This window comes from Streptomyces sp. NPDC101118 (genome assembly GCF_044759445.1).
GTDB lineage: Bacteria > Actinomycetota > Actinomycetes > Streptomycetales > Streptomycetaceae > Streptomyces.
Map to the genome: position 1 here is coordinate 81018 of NZ_JBIVZG010000021.1, position 18446 is coordinate 99463.

The following is an 18446-nucleotide window of genomic DNA, read 5'->3' on the forward strand; positions in this document are numbered from 1 at the left end:
GGTCGGTGTTGGTGCCGATCAGGACGCCGATCCGGAGGGGTCGCGCTTCGTTCGCGGCGGGGAAGATGCCGGGAAGCCCGACCAGGGCGGCGCCGGTACCCGCCCCCGGGGCCGGGCTAGCGCCGGAGGGCCGCCGCGCCCGCGTACTGTGCGCTGTCGCCCAGCTGCTCTTCGATGCGGATCAGCTGGTTGTACTTGGCCGTGCGGTCGGAGCGTGAGAGCGAGCCGGTCTTGATCTGGCCGCAGCCCGTGGCCACCGCCAGGTCCGCGATCGTCGTGTCTTCCGTCTCCCCCGAGCGGTGCGACATGACGACGGTGTAGCCCGCCCGGTGGGCGGCGTCGACGGTGGCCAGGGCTTCGGTCAGGGTGCCGATCTGGTTGACCTTCACCAGCACCGAGTTGGCGACGCCGGAGCGGATGCCCTCGCGCAGGATCGCCTCGTTCGTGCAGAACACGTCGTCGCCGGTGAGCTGGCAGCGCGCACCGACCCGTGCGGTCAGGTCCTGCCAGCCCGCCAGGTCGTCCTCGGCCATCGGGTCCTCGATCGACACGATGGGGTAGGCGTCGATCAACTTGACCAGGTGGTCTGCGTGCTCGGCCGGCGTGCGCCGGACACCCTCGCCTGGGTAGTCGTAGACGCCGTCGCGGAAGAACTCGGACGAGGCCGGGTCCATGACCAGGCCGATGTCCGTGCCCGGCCGGTAGCCCGTGCGCTCGACGGCCGCCACGACGAAGTCGAGGGCCTCTTCGGCGGTGCGCAGGGCCGGTGCGAAGCCGCCTTCGTCGCCCACGCCCGTGGAGTGCCCGGCGGCGAGGAGGTCCCGGCGCAGGGTGTGGAAGATCTCCGATCCCATTCGCACGGCCTCGGCGAAGGTCTCGGCGCCGATCGGGGCGATCATGAACTCCTGGAAGTCCAGGGGATTGTCGGCGTGGGCGCCTCCGTTGACGATGTTCATCATCGGGACGGGCAGCAGGCGGGCACCGGAGCCGCCGACGTAGCGGTAGAGCGGCAGGCGGTGGGCGGCGGCGGCCGCCTTGGCGGTGGCCAGGGACACCCCGAGGATCGCGTTGGCGCCGAGCCGGGACTTGGTGGGGGTGCCGTCCGCGGCCACGAGGGCCGCGTCGAGGCCGGCCTGGTCCTCTGCCTCACGGCCCACGACGGCTGCGGCGAGCTCCGTGTTGACGTGGCGCACGGCCCGGTCGACGCCCTTGCCGTGCCATCGGGCCGGGTCTCCGTCGCGGAGCTCGACGGCCTCGCGGGCACCGGTCGAAGCGCCGGAGGGCACCGCGGCCCGGCCGATGGATCCGTCCGCCAGTTCCACGTCCACTTCGACGGTGGGGTTGCCCCTGCTGTCGAGTACGCGTCGGCCGGTGATCGAGGTGATGGCGGTCATGGAAGGTCCTCCCCGTTGTCGCATACGTGCCGGGCTCTGGTGCGGCGGCGCTGACGCGGGGCCCGGCAGCCAAAACTCTACAGCAAGGCTGTGCAGTTCTGCTGTTCAGTTTTGCTGTACAGCAGAACTGAACAGTCCCCCTGCACAGGTACGCTGCGTTAAAATCGGGCATGCCCCTTCCGGAATCCGCCGCCGTCGCGGCCGAACTGCGTACCGCGCTCGGAAAGCTCACGCGGCGCGTGAAGCTCGAGGACCAGATGCCGCTCGGCCAGGCGTCCGTCCTCGGCGCCCTGGACCGCAGCGGTGCGATGACGACCAGCGAACTGGCCGCCGACCAACGGGTGCGCCCCCAGTCCATGGCCAGGGCCGTCGGCCTGCTCATGGAACAGGGACTGCTCACGCGTCGCGCGCATCCGACCGACGGCCGCAAGAGCCTGGTCGAACTCTCCCCTGCCGGACGGACCCTGCTGGAAGAAGAGCGCGAGCGCAGGGCGGACTGGCTCGCCCGGGCGATCGAGGCCGAGCTGACCGACGAGGAGCGGGAGTTGCTGGCGCGCGGAATCGGGCTGGTGGAGAGGCTCGCCGCACACTAGGAACCGCCCGTCGAGGGTGCGGCTCCCCCAAGCGGTCAGCTCAAGTGGTCCGGGCGCGCGCCGGAACGCGGGTGGCATTGGGGGACGGCCGTGCCACATGATCACGCCATGACGAGTCCATCCGCCTTCCGGGACCAGTCCAGCCGGTCCGGCGGCTACTACGAGCTGGCCATAGAGGTCGGGTCGAGTGACGATGCCCGGATTCAAGCCGTCCTGAGTGCTGTCTGGTCCGCCGCGGACGTTCACGGGTGCTTCGGCCAGAGCGACCGTGAACCCGAGGAGCAGGATCCCGTGCCGTGCACAGTCGGGTCACTGACCGAGTTCGGGCATCTCCACGGTCAGGTCCGCCTGCCGACGGGCCAACCGGTCGTCTGCGGTTGTGTGGCGATCCGCGGAGGCGATGGGACCTGCTTCCGCAAGGCGACGTCCTGCACTATGGCGCCGCCAACACCTGAGGCGGCGCGGGCCTGTCAGCCGGTCACCGCCCCCGGTGGAGCCCGTTCGCCGGACCTGCTCCGGGGTCAGAACGGTGGCGCGGGCCTGACCGCGAACAGCGGCAGCGTCCCGGTGAGCTCCAGCAGCCGCACGAGCTGCTCCCGGGGCGCGGCGAGGTAGAGCTCGTGCCCGAGGCGGTTTGCTTGCGTGCGGGCGTCGAGGAGGGCATGCAGGCCTGCGGAGTCGCAGAACGTCAGGTGCTGAAGGTCGACCACCACGTGCCGGGATGTCGTTCCGGCGGTGAGGGCCCGGCGGAGGGTGAGTCGGAAGGTTTCGGAGCGGGCGATGTCCATCTCACCGTGCAGGCGGATGACGATCGTGCCGTCGAGGGCCGCCACCTCGATGGGCTCACTGCTCAGGCCGTCGTCCCCGGTCGGGCCGCCGGCGTCCACGCCGTGATCCATTGTGCTGTCCCGTGGGTCAGGTGGTCTGGGGATGGCCGAAGAGGAGGTCGTAGCCGGGAGGGAGCTGGAGCAGGACGCGGTTCAGGAGGTCTTCGTCGACGGCGTCTGCGACGACGCTGAGGACGGCGCTGACGTCCCAGGCGGCGGTGCGTTCGGTCGCGCCGTCGATCCAGGCGGCGGTCGCCCGTACGAACCGCTGCGCGTCCAGGGGTTCGGCGGCCTGGAGCGGGTTGAGCAGGATCAGGGCGTACGTCTCGGGCAGGCGGGCCGCGACCTGGGCGCGGTCCTCGCCGACGAGGTGGGCACCGAGCAGGGCGAGGACGACGCGCGCGGCGCGGTCGGCTTCCTGCTGGGAGGGGTACTCGCCGCGTTCTTGAACGCTGCGGATGAAGGCGTCCCATCGCAGGGTCATCGCTGGTTCCTCCTCCGGCGTGCTCTTGCGCCCCGTGCCCCGTGCCCCGCGCGCTGCGGGGCGCAGGGGGCGGGGGCGAGGGACGGCGGTGGTGGAGGACGGGAGCGGGGGGAGGGGGTACTCCCGTCCTCCGCCGGGTGGCACCGCCGACCAGGAAGCCCGGCGGTGCGGCTGCGGCGCGGAACGGCGCGCGGGCAGCGGGGTCAGGCGTTGAGCTGCTTGCGGCTGCCGTCGCCGATGGCGATCTTGCGCGGCTTGGCGCGTTCGGCGATCGGGATCCGCAGGGTCAGCACGCCGGCGTCGTACTCGGCGTCGATGCGCTCGGTGTCGAGGGTGTCGGCGAGCATGACCTGCCGCGAGAAGACGCCCAGCGGACGCTCCGAGAGCTCCATCTGGGCCTGCTCCGACCTCGCCGTGGGCCGGCGTTCGGCCTTGACGGTGAGCATGTTGCGCTCGACGTCGATGTCGATCGCGTCCTTCGCGACGCCGGGCACGTCGAAGGCGATGACGTACACGTCCCCGTCGCGGAATGCGTCCATCGGCATCGCGGACGGCTTCGACCACGTGCCCGGGCCCATGAGCTGCTGGGTGAGCCGGTCGAGCTCACGGAAGGGATCGGTGCGCATCAGCATGGAAACCTCCTGATGTGTCTGCAATGGGTGCCAGTGCGCTTCAGGCTCTTCTGTTCTAGCATGTCATCGAAACGATGACAATCCAGTCTGGCATCCAATGGATGACGAGCCCGGGAACGCGGATGTGCCGTGCCCGCCGATGCCCCGCTGCCGACCTTGTGGAGGTTCCATGACCCGTGCTTCATCACCTGCCGGTCCACCCGTCGGCTCACCGGCTTCGTTCTTCGCGGCAGCCACCGCGCTGGCCGCTGTGGAACGGGAACTGCGCGACGCCCACGACGCGGCCGGCACCACGACCGCCGAACCGCGCCAGGCCCTGGCCGCGCTGATGCTGCTACGAGAGGTACGTGAACAGCTCGCCGGCTGGGAGTCGGGCCTGATCGAGACGGCCCGGGCCGCCGGCGCCAGCTGGGCCGACCTCGCGGGCCCCCTCGGCGTGGCCAGCCGCCAGGCCGCCGAACGCCGCTACCTGCGGCTGCGCCCGGGCGCCGAGGGCGCCACCGGCGAGGAACGGGTCCAGGCCACCCGCGACCGCCGCGCCGCCCAGCGCACCGTCAACGCCTGGGCCCGCGACCACGCCGCCGACCTGCGCCAACTCGCCGGACAGGTCACCGCCGTCACCGGCCTCGACGCCCCCGGGCACGTTTCCGTCGAGCGGGTACGCCGCGCCCTGGGCGGATCCGACCCCGCCACCCTGCTCGGCCCACTGGCAGAGGCAGCGCCCCACCTGCGCCCCCACCACCGCGGCCTCGCCGACCGCATCGACACCCTCATCCGCCAAACCGACCGGCTCCGCACCGACAGCAACGAACAACGCCGCACCCGCTGACCGCCGGCGCGCCCAGAGACCAGTCCCCGCGCCTGGCCGGCTCCCCTGTTTGAGGCCGCCGGTCCGGGACAGAAGCGCTCACGGCTGGGGTGTGAGCGACTCCCCCGGACGGGCCGTGCGCGTCATCCCCCCTCGCGCACGGCCCGCCCGCCTTCCGCGCGGGCGCGGCGGAAAGGGCGCAGGGGTCGAACCAGGTCAGGTACCCCGGCAGGTGCTGGTCACCGTTCGGCCCCTGGAGCTCGGTACCGGACTTGCTCGGCTCTGGCGAGGGCGTCCAGGGTTTCATCGACGGTCAGGAGAACGGTCGTCTCGAAGGAGCTGAGCGCGCCGCCCCCGCTGATCGCCAGGGCCACCGAGGCCATGGATACGTTGTCCGGTGCCTCCCAGAGGTTGTAGCCGTCGTGCGTGCCGAAGGCGTACCAGAAGCCGTGGAGCTTCCCGCCGACGGACTCGATGTACGACCGCGCGGCTGCTGCACGGTCCTCGGGGTGCCCCATCAGCCTCGCCCAGGTCTGCGGCGTGTAGCTGAACCTCGATAGATAGAGCGGCATGAGGTGTCTCCTTCGTTTCCCCCACCCATGCCCGTGCCGGGTGGGAGAAGCGCTCCGCGCGGCGTGCAGGTCCCCCGATCAGCCGGGCACACGACCGGCACGGCCCAAGGCCAGCGGCCCTGAATGCGACTCCCCCTGTCCGCAGAGCCGTATCGGACTGCTCGGGAGACCGCAGCGGCTGCCGCGCGTCCTCGACATCTCCGGCGCCCCCACCGCGGCGGGCGCAGCCCTTCAGGCGAGGGACTGGCGGTGCCGCGGGGGCGGCGGTCCCGGCGGCAGCGGTTGAGCCGCTCAGGCAGGCATCCCTGGAGGCCGACCTCAACAATGAACGGACCGCAACGCCGTCCCCGCCGGGGCGCGTGCGTCGCGTCGGCCCGCCCGCGCAGGCCTGCAACCTCGCACGGGGGCCATCGGCCTCGGAATGCCGCATTCCCCAACACGGCGTGGCGGTTTCGGTCATGATGGTCGAGTTGTGCCGACCTCCGCAGGCGGTGGCCGTGCAAGCCCCCTGCCCGGCGGGCGCATGAGCCCTGCGCCCGGTCACCGTCGGACAGCGCTCCCCGCGGGAAACGACCTCGGAGGTCATGCCGAATGAGGGCAGCAGTGAAGTCCGGTCTCAAGCGACTCCTGGGGCGTACCGGTTTCGACATCGTGCGCAGCACCAACAACCGTGGCGGAGTGGACGACTTCCTCCCGTTCGAGGCCACCATGCGGGCCGCGAAGTCGGCCGGCCTGTCGGTCGGTGACTACATCGACGAGGTCATGAACGGGACGCCCGGCGCCACCCAGTCCACCATCGACGAACTGCGCGCGCTCGGTGTCTTCGCCGCCGCCCCGGAGACGGTGCTGGAGATCGGTCCGGGATCGGGCCGGTACCTGGAGAAGACGCTCAAGGAGTGCTCGCCGGGCCGCTACGAGATCTACGAGACGGCGGCGCCCTGGGCCGGCTACCTCGCGGACACGTTCAGGGTCATCGTCCAGCCGACCTCCGGCAGCAGCCTCTCCCCCACACCCAGCGGGAGCGTCGACCTCGTCCAGGCCCACAAGGTCTTCAACACCGTGACCTTCCTCAGCGCCTCGCGCTACTTCCTCGAAATGGCACGCGTCGTCCGCCCCGGCGGCCGGATCGTCTTCGACGTCATGACGGAGACCTGCCTGGACCCGGCGACGATGCGTGCCTGGGCGACGAAGGGCGGCGCGGGGCACGACTCGTACCCGGCGGCCATGCCGCGTCAGGTGTGCGTGGACCTCTTCGCGACCCTCGGCTGTGCCCTGGAGGCCGGCTTTCCGGCCCCGCTGGGGTTCGCCTCCACCGAGGTCCTCGTCTTCCGCAAGGGGGCATGAGTCCCCGGACCGCACGGGCAGTGGGCGTCGGGCAGTGGCGCGGGGGCATGCGTCGGGTCGGTCTCACGCCTGCTCGTCCGCGGCCTGCGCGGCCCCGCGTGCGCCGACGCCGACCAGCCCGGTTTCGTAGGCGACGATGACGGCCTGGACGCGGTCGCGGAGACCGAGTTTGGCGAGGATGCGGGCGACGTGGGTCTTGACGGTCGCCTCGGCCAGGTGGAGGCGGGCCGCGAGTTCGGCGTTGCTCAGCCCCCGGGCCAGCAGGCCGAGGACCTCCAGTTCGCGCGGGGTGAGCGAGGCGAGGTCGCGGTGGAGGGCGGCGGTGTCACTGCCGTGCCGGGCGAACCGCTGCACGAGCCGGCGGGTGATGGCGGGCGCGAGGAGGGCGTCCCCGGTGCGGACGGTGCGGACGGCTGCGGCCAGGTACTCCGGGGTGACGTCCTTGAGGAGGAAGCCGCTGGCGCCGGCGGACAGGGCCGCGTAGACGTAGCGGTCGAGGTCGAAGGTGGTCAGCATGATGACGCGGGGTTCGCCGGGGGCTCCGGTGAGGATGCGGCGGGTGGCTTCCAGACCGTCCGTTTCGGGCATGCGGATGTCCATCAGGACCACGTCCGGACGTGTACGGCGGACCGCTTCGATCGCCTCGGTCCCGTTGGTCGCCTCACCGACGACGTCGATGCCGTCGGCACCGAGGATCATCCGGAACCCGGTGCGCACCAGGGTCTGGTCGTCGGCCAGGAGCACCCGCGGCGGCTGCTCGGTCACGGTGCCTCCAGGGGGATCAGCGCTTCCACCCGGTAGCCGCCGGCCGGACGCCGGCCGGCGGTCAGGGTTCCGTCGTGGACGGCGAGTCGCTCGCGCAGGCCCATCAGGCCCCGGCCGTCCCCGGTGGTGGAGCCCGCGCCAGGCCGTCCCCCGGTGTCGGTGACTTCCACCCGAAGCACGTCCGGTGCGTACGCGACGGTCACGGAGGCGGTGGCCCCGGACGCGTGCTTCATCGTGTTGGTCAGGGCTTCCTGGACCACGCGGTAGACGGCGAGCTCCGTGCCGGGCGGGACTGCGCGGGGTACGCCGGTCACGGCCAGGGCGACCGGCAGGCCTGCGTCCCGTACCCGCCCGACGAGCGTGTCCAGCCGGTCCAGGCCGGGCTGCGGGGCCAGCTCCGCGCCCGGGTCCCCCAAGTCCTGGGCCGGGCCGGTCGCCTCGCGCTCGTCGGCCATGGTGAGCAGGCCCATGACGTGCCGGAGTTCGGTCATGGCCGCCCGGCCGCCGGCCTCGACGGCGAGCAGTGCCTCTTCGGCCTGTTCGGGAGCGGTGTTCATGATCTTGCGGGCCGCTCCGGCCTGAATGACCATCACACTGACGTTGTGCGTGACGACGTCGTGCAGTTCGCGGGCGATCCGCGCGCGCTCGTGCTCGACGGCCCGGCGCAGGGTCTCGGCCTGTTCGCGTTCCAGGGCGGAGAGCCGGGTGCGGCCTTCGGCGGTCCGGAGCTTCCAGGTGCGCAGCCCGAGGGCGGCCACTGCCATCGGGACCAGGGTCAGCAGGACGACGTATTCGTTGGGGATGACCGGCGTCACCGCGTTCCCCGAGGTACCGACCAGGACGACCGCCACCGGGAGCGCCCCCAGGGTCGCCAGTCGGTACGGGCTGTACACGGCGGCGCCGTAGACGGCGATCACGAACGCGTAGAACGTCAGCCGCAGGACGCTCTGCGGTGTCGCCAGTACCGCGACCGTCACGAGGCACAGCACGGCGAGCGGGAAGCGGCGCCGCAGTGCGAGGGCGGCCGAGGCGGTGACCGCCAGGGTCACCATGAGGGCCATGCCGCCGGGGCCCGACGGGCGCGGGACGGCGTACTCCACGCCGGGTGCGACCTCACGGACCACGACGTTGCCCACGTTGTCGATGCCGTAATAGACGGTGGTGATGCCGAGGGCCAGCGCCAGCAGCACGTCGAACCGCCAGGCGCGACGGCTGGGCCGCAGCGGCGGACCGGTCGGGAGCCTGACGTCGCGGGCCACGTCGCGGGCCAGGGCCCGCAACCGGTCCAGGATCGTGCGTGCGTTCGTCACCGGTTCATTGTCGCCGCCGTCCGGTTGCCCGGGGTCCTCCTCGGCGGCTGTTCCCGGCGCTTCGTCTGCATCGGGCGCCTACATCGTAAGGATGACGCTCCGGCAGGTCGTCCCGGTGCGGTACGGCACGGGGTTCGGGCGGGGGACGCGCGGGGGCCGGACCCGCTCCTAGCGTCCGACGGGTCCGGTGTCCGAGACCGAGGAGCCCTTTCATGACCATGCCCGTGATCGAACTGCGCGAGGTGAGCCGCAGGTACGGCGACGGCCCGCCCGCACTGCACGACGTGTCGCTGACCGTGCGGCCCGGCGAGGCCGTCGCGATCCTCGGACCTTCGGGCAGCGGCAAGTCCACGCTGCTCAACCTGATCGCGGGCCTCGACCGGCCGGATACGGGGACCGTGACCGTGGACGGGGTGCGCGTGGACCGCCTGGGCGAGGCCGGGGCGGCCCGCTACCGGCGGTCGAAGGTCGGCATGGTCTTCCAGTTCTTCAACCTGCTCGACGATCTGACCGTCACCGACAACGTCCTCCTGCCCGCGCGGCTCGCGGGCACCGCTCGTGCCGGGGCGGAGCGCCGGGCCGCGGAACTCCTGCAGGCCCTCGGCATCGACCGGCACGCCCGCGCCTACCCGGGCCGGCTGTCCGGCGGCGAGCGCCAGCGCGTCGCGGTGGCCCGGGCCCTGATGAACCGGCCGCCGCTGCTCCTGGCCGACGAGCCGACCGGAGCCCTCGACTCGGTCGCCGGACAGGACGTCAGCAGGCTGCTCACCGACCTCAACGCCGGGGGCCAGACCGTCGTCCTGGTCACCCATGACCTGGCTCTGGCCCGGTCCTGCACGCACCGTGCGGTCCGGATCGCCGACGGACGGATCACGGAGGCCATCGGATGAGCGCGCTCGGCAGCATCGTGCGCTCGGGGGTGGGACGGCGCAGGGTGCAGACGCTGGTGATCGGGCTCGCCGCGATGGCGGCGGTGGCCGCTTCCGTGCTCGGCGGATCGCTGCTGGTGGTTTCCGGAGCGCCTTTCGAGGAGGCGTTCGCCAGGCAGCACGGCGCGCATCTGTCCGTCCGGTTCGACGCGGGCAAGGTGGGGCCCGGGCAGCTGTCCGAGTCCAGGGATGCCGAAGGGGTGAGCGGTGCGGCCGGGCCGTTCCGTACGGCGACGGTCACCCCGCGGGCAGAGGGGGCGAGCCCCGGGTGGCCGGTGACCGTGGTCGGCAGGGGCGATCCCGGCCGGGGCGTGGACGAGGTGACGGTGCTCGAGGGGCGGTGGCCCACGCGCCCGGGCGAGATCGTGCTGTCCGCCGACTCCCCGCTCGTCCCGGCCCTGGGCAAGCGGCTCACCTTCGCTCGTCCTCCCGCCGGGCCGGTCCTGACGGTGGTGGGTGTGGCCCGCTCGGTCACGCAGACCGCCGATGCCTGGGTGGTTCCGTCCCAGATGCCGGCGCTCGTCATGCCGGGCAGCGGCGGTTACCAGATGCTCTACCGCTTCACCGCCGCGGCAACCGACGGGCAGGTCGCGGCGGGCCGAACGGCGGTGACGGGGTCCCTGCCGCGGGGAGCGGCCGTCGGGGACCAGTCCTGGCTCACCGTCAAGAAGTCCGCGGAGCGCGACACCGCCCTGTACGTACCGTTCCTCGTCGCGTTCGGGGCGCTGGGCTTGGTGATGTCCGTGCTCGTCGTCGGTAACGTCGTTGCCTCGGCCGTGGGTTCGGGAACGCGCCGCATCGGCATCCTCAAGGCCCTCGGCTTCACCCCGGCCCAGGTCGTACGGGCCCACACGGGCCAGGCCTTGGTCCCGGCCGCTGTCGGCACGGCGTTCGGCGTCCTTGCCGGTCACCTGCTGGCGGTGCCCGTGCTCGCCGAGGCGGAGGAGGTCTACGGCACCTCGTCCCTGGCCGTCGTCCCCTGGGTCGACCTCGCAGTGACCGGCGGCGTGCTGGGCCTGGTGGCGGTGGCCGCGTGGGCGAGTGCGTGGCGGGCCGGCCGGCTGCGTACGGTCGACGTGCTCGCCGTCGGGCGTACGGCGGTGGTGGGCCGCGGCCGGCGGGCGGCCCGTCTGGCCGGCCGGCTGCCGCTGCCTCGGCCGGTCGCCCTCGGACTGGCCCGGCCGTTCGCGAGGCCCGCACGCACGCTGGCGATGGGCACCGCGGTCGTGTTCGGTACGGTCGCCGTCACGTTCACCGTGGGGATGGGCGCCTCGCTCGGCGAGGTGGTGCGGGCCCGGGCCCACGACGGCGCCGACGTCACCGTGCCCGCGCCGTCGGCGGACTCCGGACCTGCGGGTCCCGGCCGGGGGAAGCAGGGCGGGCCCGACCCCACGGCGGTGGCCGCGGTCATCGAGGACGCCGCCGGAACCGGGAAGCACTACAGCGCCTCGACGGTACGGGCGGGCGTGGGCGGCCTGACCCGTACCGTCGACGTGGTCGCCTTCACCGGCGACGCCTCGTGGGGCGGCTACACGATGGTCTCGGGCCGCTGGATCGCCCAGCGCGGCGAGGCGGCGGTCCCCACCCCGTTCCTGGCCGCCACCGGTACCCGCCTCGGCGACACCATCACGCTGAACGGCCTGGCCGAGCCGGTCACGCTCCGGATCGTCGGGGAGGTCCTCGACCCCCGCAAGGACGGCATGCAGGTCTTCACCGACGCCTCGTCCCTCGTCGGCACCGGCACCGCCCCCGCCACGACCCGCGGCCTGACAGGGACGAGCCATCACATCGCGGTCGCCTCGGGCGCCGACGTCACCGGCTACGTCGACGAGCTGAACGAGGACCTCGCTCCGCTGGGGCTCACCGCGCGGGCCGGCGGGCCGGACGCCGGCAGCGAGATGGCCGTCACGCTCAACGCACTGTCCCTGATCCTCACGCTGGTGCTCGTCGCCGTCTCCGCGCTCGGCGTGCTCAACGGCGTACTGCTCGACACCCGCGAGCGCGTCCGCGAACTCGGGGTCCACAAGGCGCTCGGCATGACCCCGCGGCAGACCATCGCCATGGTCACCGCCTCCGTCGTCGTGACCGGGCTGGTCGCGGGCGCTCTGGGCGTACCTCTGGGGGTGACGCTGCACGGCTGGGTCATCCCCGCCATGGCCGACAGCGTGGGGCTCCGACTCCCGGATTCCGTCATCGCGGTCTACGACTGGCCAGAACTGCTCCTGCTCGCACTCGGCGGCGCACTCATCGCCACCCTGGGCGCGCTCCTGCCCGCAGGCTGGGCCGCCGGAGCCCGAACCGCCACGGCGCTGCGCACCGAGTAGCGGGTCGTGCGGACGTTCCGCGCCGTTCCGGCTCCCGGGCGGAGCTGGGTCCTGTCTGCTCAGCCTGCGTCCCCTCGGGGGGCCGACGCGCAAATGATCATGTCCCTGTAGTCTTCGACGTTCCATCAGATCTGCTCTCCAGGGAGAGAATTGTGAAACGCGGCCCCCGTTCCCTGCTCGTGTTCTGCACCGTGACCGCATCGCTCTTGACCGCTGCCGGCACCGCCCGGGCAGAAGTCCCCCCGAGCCCCGTCGGCACGGTCTCGGCCGGGTCCGGAGACCTCCCCTCTCCCGGCGCGGTCCAAGCCTCCGGTGGCAAGACCGTCTGCGTTCGTGCCCATGTCGCCGACCTCGGCTGGCGCGAGTGGTCCTGCAACGGCATCGGCACCTACGTCGGCACCGTCGGGCAGAACAAGGCCATCGAAGCCCTGCAGATCTACGTCTCCGAGGTCGGCGAATGGGGCGACTACTGTGCCGTGGGCCACGTCAGGAACATCGGCTGGTACGCCACCCCGCAGCAGTGCGCGACACCGCAGAACCGCCAGATAATCACCGTCGGCACGACCGGGCTGGCACTTCCCCTGGAAGCCGTCGCCATCAATTTCGCGGGCGACGTGCTGCACGGATGGGCGCACGTGCAGAACATCGGCTGGCAGTACAACCCCGGAAAGCCCGGCGAAGACCTCATACTCGGCACCGAGGGCCGGGCCCTCAACCTCGAAGCCGTCTCGTTCGGCATCAAGTAATCCGGCACCAAGACCCGTGCAGGGCCGGCTCGTCCACGGTGCTGGCCCCGTCACGCGCCCTGAGGGTCCCGTCTGTTCACGCTCCGTGTCGGGCGGCGTGGATCACCTCGACGGCCGGGCCGCAGCCCTCCGGCAGTCCTGCCACCACGATGCCGACTGCTTCTCCGGCCGTATCGGCGGTGCGCCGGGCAGGCCCCGGGCCGGGCAGGCCGGTGACCAGCCAGCCGCCACCCCACGCCGGGAAGAGGCTGGGGATGTCGCTTCCGGGTGCCGCGATGGTGCGCCGCCGGAACTGCAGGGAGCCATGGGCGACCATGGGGAACAACGCCCGCAGCTCCGGCGTCGCGTACGCCGCCTCCACCAGATCCAGGTCGATCAGGCCGGGTGACAGTGCCCGGACCCTCGCCCACTCGTATTCCACCGCTTTCCCCTGATCGTGCGCCAACGCCTCGGGGGACACCGTGAGGAAACCCCATTGCGCGGTCATGTCGGCGAGCGGAATTCCGGCCCTCCAGGCCTCGGCGATCCGGACTGCGGATTCGAGGGATGCCGTGGCACCGGAGCCTGCGACACCCACCAGGGGCATGCTGATCGTGACGGCCACCTCGCGGTGTTCGGGGCGCAGTTCCAGTCGGACATCGCCGAACTCCGTCTTCAGGGCGGCAGCGAAGTGCGACGACAGGCCTTCCGGCGGGTACGTCTCGCCGAGACCGGGCAGTTCGACGCCCAGCCGGTGGCACGTCGCCCGAAGTGCGGCCACCAGACTTCCGTCCTCGGCCGCCAGCTCCGGGTACAGACCGGGATCCGGCTCCTCCCCCGCATCCTTCATGACGTCTCCTCGATGCACCGCAGACAATTCGATCTCAACACACTCGGTCAAAGCAAGCGGGGTTGGGCTCCGGATTCACCCGAGAGCCCAACCCCGTCAGATCACGTTCCTACCGGAATTCCTCGAACGGGTCCGGGATTTCCACCCGTTTCCCCTTCCAGTAGAACTGGACCGTGCTCCACTTCCTGTCGGATATCGAACCCGGCGTGAGTTGCCTCATGACGACGCCCAGCTCCCAAGCCGTCTGGTTCCCGCTCGACGCCTGCTCTTCCCACGTCTTCGTGGCGAGCCCACGCCCTCGAGCCCAGGTGAACCTGAACGCGTCCTCGGCGGTCGCGAACTCCTCCAGCTTGTCATTGAGGAGGTGGTCCAGCGAGAACGAGATCTTCACGGAGGGATTGACGGCTGCCTGTTCGACAGCCTCCATCCACAGCGGTCGGCTCGTGCGATCGTCCGGATCCCTGGGCCTTCCCCAGCCTTCGCGGTCGTTGAAGGTGTACCAGGACCCGCCCTCGTCCCGGGCGTTCAGCGTGTCGCGCAGGGCGTCTCCGCCCTCGCCGCGGTTCACGCCCAGGACCACTTGGTCACCGCAGTTCACCAGGGGGTTCGTGTTGTGGACGAGGACCGGGGTGGGGCCGGCCAGGACGTAGTACGTGTGGAGGTCGTCGACGGTGAGGTTGTAGGCGGGCTGGAGGCCCTTCCAGTGGCTGACCTTGCCGATCCGGACGGTGGTGCCGACGGGGGTCCGGAGGGCGTCGCCGACGCGGAGGTCGGCGGCGTCGGTCCAGCGTTTGCGGTTCTCCACCCAGTACGGGTGGTGGTCGGTAGAGGTCAGCGGGGCGGCCGACACGTTGCCCTGCAGCTCGATGTCCGTGAACTCGCGGTCGTCCGGCGTGTAGATGGTGGCTTCGACGACGCGCGGCCCGGTGGTCCCGGTCTCGGGATCGGTGGCCCGGACGAGGTCTCCGGCCGCGATCTTCTCGATGGGCCTGGTCGAGCCGTCACCCATCAGTACGGGCGTGCCGGCGGGGAAGCTGTTCGCGCGAGGGCAGTCGGGCGCCCTCCTCCACAGGTCCGCGAGCTTGTCGAAGAGTTCCTTGGCCTTCGGGCCGTACTTCTCCGCCCACCGGCCGGCCTTGACCGGGGCTGCGCCCCAGCCGAAGACCGGAATCGCGGAGGCGCAGGAAAGGCCCGCGTCCAGCCACATGCCCTCGCGGCCCGTGGGCACGAAGTGCTCGAGGGTTCCCTCGAGCGCGTAGAGGCCGCAGTTGGCCAGGTCCGCCGGCTCACCCAGGCCCGGGAACAGGCCGACCACGTCGAGCGTGACGTGGAGGACGTCCATCGGGTGGACGCCGAACTCCGGCGCGAGGATCATGACCGGGCCCAGGGGGCCCTGGACCACGAAGCTCACGGCAGCCGTGCCGTAGGTGAGCCACTGCTGCCAGGTCCGCTTCTTCTTCGCGGCTTCGGCCTTCAGGCGCTCCTGCTCGGCCTTGAGGTACTGGTCGTGCATGAAGCGCTGGACCGTCGACTCGTACTTGCCGCGCGCCTCGGCGGCGCTCATGCCGGCGTTGCGGGCCGAGGTGTAGGCCTCTTCGGCGGCCTGGTAGGCGCCGGCGGCGTAGGCGGCCGCGGCGAGGGCGCTGCCCTGGGCGGAGGCGGCGGAGCTGCCGGCCCGCTGGGCACTGCGCGCGGCGTCGGCCTCGGCACTGCGGGCCTTCGCGGCGGAGGCCGCCGCCGCCGAGGCGGACGCGGCCGCGCTGTCGGCGGACTTCCTCGCCGACTCGGCGAAGCCCTCCGCCTTGGCGGCGTAGTCGGCGGCCGTCTGCGCGTGGCCGGCGGCCTGGTCGGCGTAGCCCTGCGCGGTGGCCGCGATCCTGGCCGCGTCGTAGGCGTCCTGGTTGGCCTTGGCCGCGATCTGTCCGGCTTCGGCGATGATGCCCTGGATCTGGGCTACGTGGGCGGCATTCAGCTGGTCGCGTCGCTGCGCCCGGTGCCGGCCCGATTCGATGAACGCGCGCAGGTCCGTGTCGGGGCTGGCCAGAGCGGTCTCGGCCGCGGCCTTGACCTCGGGGGTGCCGCCTTCCGCAAGGGCGGCGGCGGTGACGCGGTCGTCCTCGATGCGGGCCTGGTGCTGGCCGGACAGCAGGAACGCGGCCAGGGCCTTCGGGTCGGCGCTGTCCAGGGCGGCCTTGGCGGCCTCCTTGACGCCCGTGCCGCCGGCCTCGGCGATCCGGGCGACCTCGATGCGGTTGTCCGCGGCCGCGGCCTGGTACTGGCCCGTGACCACGAACGCGTGGATGGCTGCCGCGTCACCCGCGAGGGCGGTGCTTGCGGCGGTGCGGACGTCTTCGAGCGGAGAGGCCTGGGAAAGCTGGAAGGCCGTCTCGCGGTCGTCCTGCTCGTCGGCCTTCGTCCAGCCGCTGCGGACGTACTCGACGACCGTCGCGTCGTCGCCCGTGAGGGCGGCCTCCGCGGCGGACCGGCCCCAGGGGCCGCGGATGTCGAGAGCGGTCAGGGCCATCTTGCGGCCCGTGGCCGCGATCTGCTCCGCACTCGCCCCGGGCTGGGCCGCCTGCGCGGCGAGGGTCTTGAAGCGGCTGGCGAGCTCGACCGTCTCCTGCTGGATCCGGGCGGCCTCGGCCTTTCCGGCGTCGTACTTCGCCTTCGCGTCCCGGGCGTGGTTGACCTGGGTCCGGGTGCGGGCGGCGACCTCTTCGGCCTCGGTGGCGCGGGCCGCTTCCTGGACCTGCTGGGCTTCCTTGACCGCGGCGTCGGCCATGCCGGCGGCCTTGAGGGCCTCGTCGGCGTTGGCCTTGGCCTGGGTGGCAGCCTTCTGGGCGTCGTTGGCGTAGTCGGCCGCGTGGCGGGCGGCCTCGGCGGCCCTGCGGGCGTGCGCGGCGGCCGAGCGGGCGGCGGCCGCCGCCTGGCCCGCCTGTGTGGCGGCAGCGGAGGCATGGCTCTGGGCGGCGGTGGAGGCACGCTTCGCCTCGGCCGCGTGACGCCGGGCCGAGTCCGCGGCGGCCTCGGCCTCCTCGGCGCTCAGGCCCGACTTCTGCGCCCACTCGCCCGACTCCACCGCACTGCCGGCGGCCAGGTTCATGTCGTTCACGGCGGCGAGGGAGGCCTGCAGGGCCGTGATGGCCTCCGCGAGCGTCTTCTGCATCGCCTGCGCGGAGTCGGCGATCTTCTCCGCCTGGGTCGCCGCCGCCGTCGCGTCCGCGGCCACCTTTTCGTTCACCTTGCCCGACGCGGCCGCCTGCCACGCCTTGGTGGCCGCCTCCGAGGCGTACAGGGCCGCGGTGGAGGCGTTGTGGGCGGCGATCGCCGCGGTCTGCGCGGCCGCGTTCGCCGCCCGCGCCGAAGCGATGGCCGACTGCGCCGCGGCAGCGGCGCGGCGCGCCGACTCCGCCGCCCGGCGCGCGGCGTCCTTGGCCTTGACGGAGTCGTTCTGCGCGGCCTGCGTCTCCGCGGCCGCCTTCTCGGTCTCCTCCTTGGCCAGACGAGCGGCGTTCCTGGCCTTCTCGGCCTCCTCCTGCGCGCTCTTCTTCGCCTTGTCCGCCGCCGCCCCCGCATCGGCCGTCTGCTTGGCCAGATCGGTGATGGTGGCGTGCTCCCGGTCCTGGGCGCGGGCGATGTGCTGGCCGTAGGTCAGGAAGTCCCGGACGTCCTCGATCGAGCCCTTCAGCGCGGATGCGGCCGCACGCTTGGTCGCAGGTCCGCCGGAGGCCTCGAGCTGGGCGACGCGGACGCGGGCGTCGTCGTCACGCCGGCGGTACTGGCCCTCGCTCAGGAACGTGCGGATGTCCTCCGGCGTCCCGCGCATCGCCTTGTCACCGGCTTCGCGCAGACCCGCGCCACCACCCTCGGTGATCCGGGCCGCCTCGACCTGCTCGTCCTGCGCCAGCGGCGCCTTCCAGCCGTCCTTCATGAACGCGGCCAGCTGCTCCGGCGTCCCGGCCAGCGCGGCCTGCGCCGCCTCGCGCAGGCCCGGGCCCGCGTCCGTGACGAGCTGCAGCGCCGCTTCACGCAGGTCGAGGTCCCCGGCGACCTTCTGTCCCGCCTCCAGGTACGCACGAACCTGGTCGTCCGAACCGGACAGTGCCGCTCCCGCGGCGGACTTCACGGCCGGACCGCCCGTTCTCCACGACTGCAACGCCTGCTGGCGTTCGGTCAGTTGTGGAACGGAATCCTCGGCGACGGCCGGCGCGGCCGACACGAGGCCCGCGACCAGGGCGAGTGGGAGCATGCCACGCGCAGCCCTGAGGGCTGCCGCGGTTCGCCTCCCCCACACCCTGTTCCGCGCTGCTGGATCATGGCGCACGAAAGTTCCCCCTGTGGTGGTGTGGTGAGTCCTTGCGCGGGCAGGCCCGGCACCCCGTTTCCTCCGGGTTGCCAGGTGGCGTCGTCGCCGTGCTGCCTGCGCTCGGACGGGACCCGCCGCCCTCCTCGAATCGGCTTCCCCAGGCCGGAGGAGGCGGGTCCCGTTCCGGACCGGGTCCGGCACAGTTCCTGATGATCACGACTGAAGATCAGCGCGCGTCCTGAATGGTTGCACACCCCGGGGGCTTGTTTACGTTTCCTTTACGCAGACTCCCGGGTGACACAACACGATTGCTCAACAGTGCAGTTGAGAGGGCGGGCAGCCGAGAGAAGTGTTTTCGGCCGCGAGCAAGGCGTTCCGGGTGGATCGACACTGCGCGTCCGTAACCGCTCTGTGAGATGGGCCACTTGGGTCGTTCGGGAGCGTTCTGCGTTCACCCGTTCGAGCGGGTATGCTGCGCGGCGGCCCCCCAGGCGATCACGACCGTCCGCATCGACGCGGCGCGGTCGCATTGAGCCCATCCCTCCTACGCGCCAAGCGCGTTGGGGGACTTCCCTGGAAGGCA

15 protein-coding genes are annotated in these 18446 nt (G+C 72.2%); 6 read left to right on the forward strand and 9 right to left on the reverse strand.

Features of this window, described 5'->3' with window-relative positions:
* Nucleotides 1-116 precede the first annotated feature (116 nt).
* On the reverse strand, nucleotides 117-1394 hold the full coding sequence (eno, locus tag ACIQUQ_RS28345; protein ID WP_403981321.1) for a phosphopyruvate hydratase: 1278 nt from the start codon (nucleotides 1392-1394) through the stop codon (nucleotides 117-119).
* A 170-nt stretch (nucleotides 1395-1564) separates the two neighbouring features.
* Between eno and ACIQUQ_RS28350 the strand changes: the two genes are divergently transcribed.
* A complete protein-coding gene (locus tag ACIQUQ_RS28350) occupies nucleotides 1565-1987 on the forward strand; it encodes a MarR family winged helix-turn-helix transcriptional regulator (RefSeq protein ID WP_403981324.1) in 423 nt (140 codons plus the stop codon).
* A gap of 521 nt (nucleotides 1988-2508) precedes the next feature.
* Here ACIQUQ_RS28350 and ACIQUQ_RS28355 read toward each other — a convergent pair.
* The 3 genes from ACIQUQ_RS28355 to ACIQUQ_RS28365 all read right to left on the reverse strand — a co-directional run bounded on the left by ACIQUQ_RS28355 (nucleotide 2509) and on the right by ACIQUQ_RS28365 (nucleotide 3930).
* Nucleotides 2509-2886 carry an STAS domain-containing protein gene (locus tag ACIQUQ_RS28355; RefSeq protein WP_403981327.1) on the reverse strand — a complete coding sequence of 126 codons (378 nt, stop codon included), beginning with the start codon at nucleotides 2884-2886 and terminating at the stop codon, nucleotides 2509-2511.
* Nucleotides 2887-2902: 16 nt separating this feature from the next.
* The gene (locus ACIQUQ_RS28360; protein ID WP_403981330.1) at nucleotides 2903-3298 is read right to left on the reverse strand and encodes a DUF2267 domain-containing protein; all 396 of its coding nucleotides are present in this window, start codon (nucleotides 3296-3298) and stop codon (nucleotides 2903-2905) included.
* Between the two features lie 203 nt (nucleotides 3299-3501).
* A complete protein-coding gene (locus ACIQUQ_RS28365; protein WP_403981332.1) occupies nucleotides 3502-3930 on the reverse strand; it encodes an Hsp20/alpha crystallin family protein in 429 nt (142 codons plus the stop codon).
* 169 nt (nucleotides 3931-4099) lie between these two features.
* On the opposite strand from ACIQUQ_RS28365, the gene ACIQUQ_RS28370 reads away from it, so the two are divergent.
* Entirely contained in the window at nucleotides 4100-4759 is a 660-nt protein-coding gene (locus tag ACIQUQ_RS28370) for a hypothetical protein (RefSeq protein ID WP_403981334.1), read from the forward strand.
* Between the two features lie 218 nt (nucleotides 4760-4977).
* Here ACIQUQ_RS28370 and ACIQUQ_RS28375 read toward each other — a convergent pair whose 3' ends face one another.
* Nucleotides 4978-5310, reverse strand: coding sequence for a GYD domain-containing protein (locus ACIQUQ_RS28375; protein WP_403981337.1), 333 nt, complete (start codon nucleotides 5308-5310; stop codon nucleotides 4978-4980).
* A gap of 591 nt (nucleotides 5311-5901) precedes the next feature.
* On the opposite strand from ACIQUQ_RS28375, the gene ACIQUQ_RS28380 reads away from it, so the two are divergent.
* On the forward strand, nucleotides 5902-6654 hold the full coding sequence (locus tag ACIQUQ_RS28380) for a methyltransferase domain-containing protein (RefSeq protein WP_403981339.1): 753 nt from the start codon (nucleotides 5902-5904) through the stop codon (nucleotides 6652-6654).
* 63 nt (nucleotides 6655-6717) lie between these two features.
* On the opposite strand, the gene ACIQUQ_RS28385 is transcribed toward ACIQUQ_RS28380, so the two are convergent.
* Both ACIQUQ_RS28385 and ACIQUQ_RS28390 read right to left on the reverse strand, forming a co-directional pair.
* Nucleotides 6718-7353, reverse strand: coding sequence for a response regulator (locus tag ACIQUQ_RS28385; RefSeq protein ID WP_403981466.1), 636 nt, complete (start codon nucleotides 7351-7353; stop codon nucleotides 6718-6720).
* A 62-nt stretch (nucleotides 7354-7415) separates the two neighbouring features.
* Nucleotides 7416-8729 (reverse strand): sensor histidine kinase, encoded by a 1314-nt coding sequence (locus tag ACIQUQ_RS28390; protein WP_403981342.1) that lies wholly within the window; start codon nucleotides 8727-8729, stop codon nucleotides 7416-7418.
* Between the two features lie 212 nt (nucleotides 8730-8941).
* On the opposite strand from ACIQUQ_RS28390, the gene ACIQUQ_RS28395 reads away from it, so the two are divergent.
* The 3 genes from ACIQUQ_RS28395 (at nucleotide 8942) to ACIQUQ_RS28405 (ending at nucleotide 12728) form a co-directional block, all read left to right on the forward strand.
* Entirely contained in the window at nucleotides 8942-9619 is a 678-nt protein-coding gene (locus tag ACIQUQ_RS28395) for an ABC transporter ATP-binding protein (protein ID WP_403981345.1), read from the forward strand.
* A complete protein-coding gene (locus ACIQUQ_RS28400) occupies nucleotides 9616-11982 on the forward strand; it encodes an FtsX-like permease family protein (protein WP_403981348.1) in 2367 nt (788 codons plus the stop codon). Before ACIQUQ_RS28395 ends, ACIQUQ_RS28400 begins: the two co-directional genes overlap by 4 nt.
* Nucleotides 11983-12134: 152 nt before the next feature.
* Nucleotides 12135-12728, forward strand: a complete 594-nt coding sequence (locus ACIQUQ_RS28405) for a hypothetical protein (RefSeq protein WP_403981351.1) — start codon at nucleotides 12135-12137, stop codon at nucleotides 12726-12728.
* Nucleotides 12729-12804: 76 nt separating this feature from the next.
* On the opposite strand, the gene ACIQUQ_RS28410 is transcribed toward ACIQUQ_RS28405, so the two are convergent.
* Both ACIQUQ_RS28410 and ACIQUQ_RS28415 read right to left on the reverse strand, forming a co-directional pair.
* Complete coding sequence (locus ACIQUQ_RS28410; protein WP_403981354.1) at nucleotides 12805-13557, reverse strand: DUF6193 family natural product biosynthesis protein; 753 nt, start codon at nucleotides 13555-13557, stop codon at nucleotides 12805-12807.
* A 109-nt stretch (nucleotides 13558-13666) separates the two neighbouring features.
* Entirely contained in the window at nucleotides 13667-17806 is a 4140-nt protein-coding gene (locus ACIQUQ_RS28415) for a polymorphic toxin-type HINT domain-containing protein (RefSeq protein ID WP_403981357.1), read from the reverse strand.
* Nucleotides 17807-18446 lie beyond the last annotated feature (640 nt).